1 protein-coding gene and 2 pseudogenes are annotated in these 3,286 nt (G+C 42.8%); all 3 read left to right on the forward strand.

Annotated elements, in window-relative coordinates:
- Positions 1-587: TraG family conjugative transposon ATPase (locus RCO84_RS00635; RefSeq protein WP_317583468.1), on the forward strand; the 587-nt coding region annotated here is incomplete at its 5' end.
- A 30-nt stretch (positions 588-617) separates the two neighbouring features.
- Positions 618-782: pseudogene (locus RCO84_RS00640) on the forward strand (DUF4141 domain-containing protein); the annotation flags it as partial.
- A 573-nt stretch (positions 783-1,355) separates the two neighbouring features.
- Positions 1,356-3,168: pseudogene (gene ltrA, locus RCO84_RS00645) on the forward strand (group II intron reverse transcriptase/maturase).
- The last annotated feature ends 118 nt before the right edge of the window (positions 3,169-3,286 follow it).

Here is a 3,286-nt window from a genome sequence, read left to right on the forward strand (position 1 = left end):
ACCATCCAATCCTGTTCCCGGTCACGACCATCATCATCATGGAGTTGTTCATCAACAAGATGCGCCGCCTGAAAGGCATCCGTAAGATGATAGTGATAGAAGAAGCATGGAAAGCGATAGCTTCGGCAAACATGGCTTCCTATATCAAGTATCTCTATAAGACGGTCAGAAAGTTCTTCGGTGAGGCGGTTGTGGTGACGCAGGAAGTCGAGGACATCATATCCTCCGCTATCGTGAAGGACAGTATCATCAACAACTCAGACTGCAAGATACTCCTTGACCAGAGGAAGTTCATGAACAAGTTCGAGCAGATACAGTCATTGCTCGGATTGACGGAAAAGGAGAAGTCGCAGATTCTCTCCATCAACCAGTCCAACGACCCGTCACGTCTCTACAAGGAAGTATGGATAGGACTTGGCGGAACGCAGTCGGCAGTATATGCCACAGAGGTGTCCACGCAGGAATATCTCGCCTATACGACTGAGGAAAGTGAGAAACTGGAGGTAAGGGCATTGGCGGAGAAACTCGGTGACGACATGGAAGCTGCCATCCGACAGCTTGCAGAGGACAAACAAGAGAACAAGTAAATTCATTATCCACTTAATCCAAAAGTAAAAATGAGAACAAAAGTAATCATGACAATCTGCCTGTTCCTGCTGATAGTAGGAAAGGCAAGCGCACAGTGGTCTGTCATAGATCCTACCAACATTGCGCAGAGTATCATCAACTCGTCCAACAACATCGTCCACACGTCTTCGACGGCTCAGAACATGCTCAACAACTGTGCGCCCGTATAGGCTGAATAAGTAAATGTAGCTATTGCAAGCTATTAGGTAAGTGTTCTTTGAGAAACCTATCATCACCCGACTTATCTGAAAGGGAAACTGGACAGGGAGTGTAGCATGTCGGGATAAGTCATAAGTCAGTTAGTTACCAAACTGCGACTGAGTGGCGTGATGAAAATGATAGATATGAGGATAAAAACCGAATTGTTTGAATGATAGTCCAAGTGGTAAGTGACCAAACTGCAACGTAAGGTAACTGAACTCGTTGCACCGTAGCACTTCTGATATGGAAGTTGTGTAGCAGAAGCAAGAACTTGTTACGGCACAATCGCAGTAAGCGAAAAAGGACGGAAGTCATATCCGACAATCTATCAATGCAAAGTTACTTATTGAGTAAACGGGGATTGCCTAAATCGGAATGCCTCACAAAAGGCTATGAGGTGCAGACCTCTGAATATCCGACATGGCAACGGAGCCACCGCAGTAGTCCGAGCAAGGGAAAGCCTTGTACATGGCAAAGGGTGGCAGCTAACATTTTTAATACAATAAACGGAAAATGTGAGAGACATTATGAGAAATCCAGAAAGAGTATTAAGCAGTCTGGCAGAACATAGCAAAGCGTCAAACTACCAGTTTGAAAGACTTTACCGTATTCTGTTCAACGAGGAGATGTTTTATATCGCCTATCAACGCATTAGTGCTAATAAAGGCGGTATGACAGCGGGCGTTGACGGTACGACTACCGATGCAATGAGCCTGCCTCGTATTGAAAAGCTGATAGATTCATTGAAAGATGAAAGTTATCAGCCCCAACCTGCACGCAGGGTATATATCCCTAAAAAGAATGGAAAGAAACGTCCATTGGGGAATACCGTCAGCGAATGACAAGTTAGTGCAAGAAGTGGTGAGGATGATTTTGGAAGCAATTTATGAGGGGCAATTTGAATATACCTCTCATGGATTCAGACCTAATCGGAGTTGTCATACTGCATTGGCTCAAATTCAAAAGACATTTTGCGGAGCTAAATGGTTTGTTGAAGGCGACATCAAAGGATTTTTCGATAACATCAACCATGATGTATTGATTAACATTCTGAAAGAGCGTATTGCCGATGACCGTTTTATCCGCTTAATCCGCAAACTGTTGAAAGCAGGTTACATCGAAGATTGGAAATTTCATAGAACTTATAGCGGTACTCCACAAGGGGGAATAGTAAGCCCATTGTTGGCAAACATATACCTCGACAAATTGGATAAGTATATGAAAGAATACATCCAAGACTTCGACAAGGGAAAGAACAGAAAACGAAATCAAGCCTCTTGTTCTCTTGGGTACAAAAGACGCTGGATTGTTCACAAGCTTAAAAAGACGGTCAATGAAGCTGAACGTGCCGAATTGATTAAGAGTTACAAAGAGAACAAAGCCCAAAGCATGCTTATTCCAAGCAGTGACGAAATGGATGCAGGTTACAAACGTCTCAAATATGTGAGATACGCCGATGATTTTCTGATTGGGATAATCGGCAGTAAAGAAGATGCAAGACATATTAAAGAGGATGTCAAAACATTCCTTGCTGATAAACTTGCTCTTGAACTGTCAGAGGAGAAAACCCTCATAACCCATACTTCAAAGGCAGCCAAATTTCTCGGATATGAGATAGATGTAACATCATCCAACACCACTCGCAGGAGTATAAACGGAGTAATGCGTAGGGCTTTCAACAAGAGAGTAAGACTTATGATTGGTAAAAACACTATCAAGAATAAGTTACTTGAAGAACGTATGATTGAGATTAAAATCCACAACGGCAGAGAGCAGTGGAAACCCAAATCAAAATCCGTATTGGTCTTCAATGACGACCTTGAAATCCTCGACCGCTATAATAGCATGATAAGAGGTTTTGTAAACTACTATTCACTTGCGAATAACTGCTATGAGCTGCAATTGTTCAAATACATACTCGAATACAGTATGTATAAAAACCTTTGCCCACAAGTACCGCTCACGAGTACCTGTGATTTTGAGGAAATACAAAAAGAATGGACTGTTTACAGTCAGATTCAAGCTCAAAAACGGCAAAGAAAAGGAACGAACACTATACCATGATGGGTTCAGCCGCAAAGTCCCGACTAAACAATCGGAAATAGACAAGCAGCCCAACCTTATGATGTATGCCTGCCGAACAAGTCTTATAGACCGATTAAAAGCAGGAAAATGTGAATTGTGCGGAGCAACCGGGAGCTATCCAAATGCACCATATCAATAAACTCGGAGACCTTTCAGGGAAAGAGAACTGGGAAAAATTGATGATTGCAAGAAGACGGTAAAACCCTTGCTCTTTGCGAAAACTGTCATAAAATGATTCATTATGGAACAAATTAGACTGATAATGTTAGTGGAAAGCCGGATACGCGGGAACGTGTACGTCCGGTTTGGGGGCGAGTATCTGAAAACCTCCCATAGCAATATGGAAAGGCGTTGGGAACTTAGCCTACTCAAG

Origin of the sequence: Segatella copri (assembly GCF_949820605.1) — a bacterium.
Taxonomy (GTDB): domain Bacteria; phylum Bacteroidota; class Bacteroidia; order Bacteroidales; family Bacteroidaceae; genus Prevotella.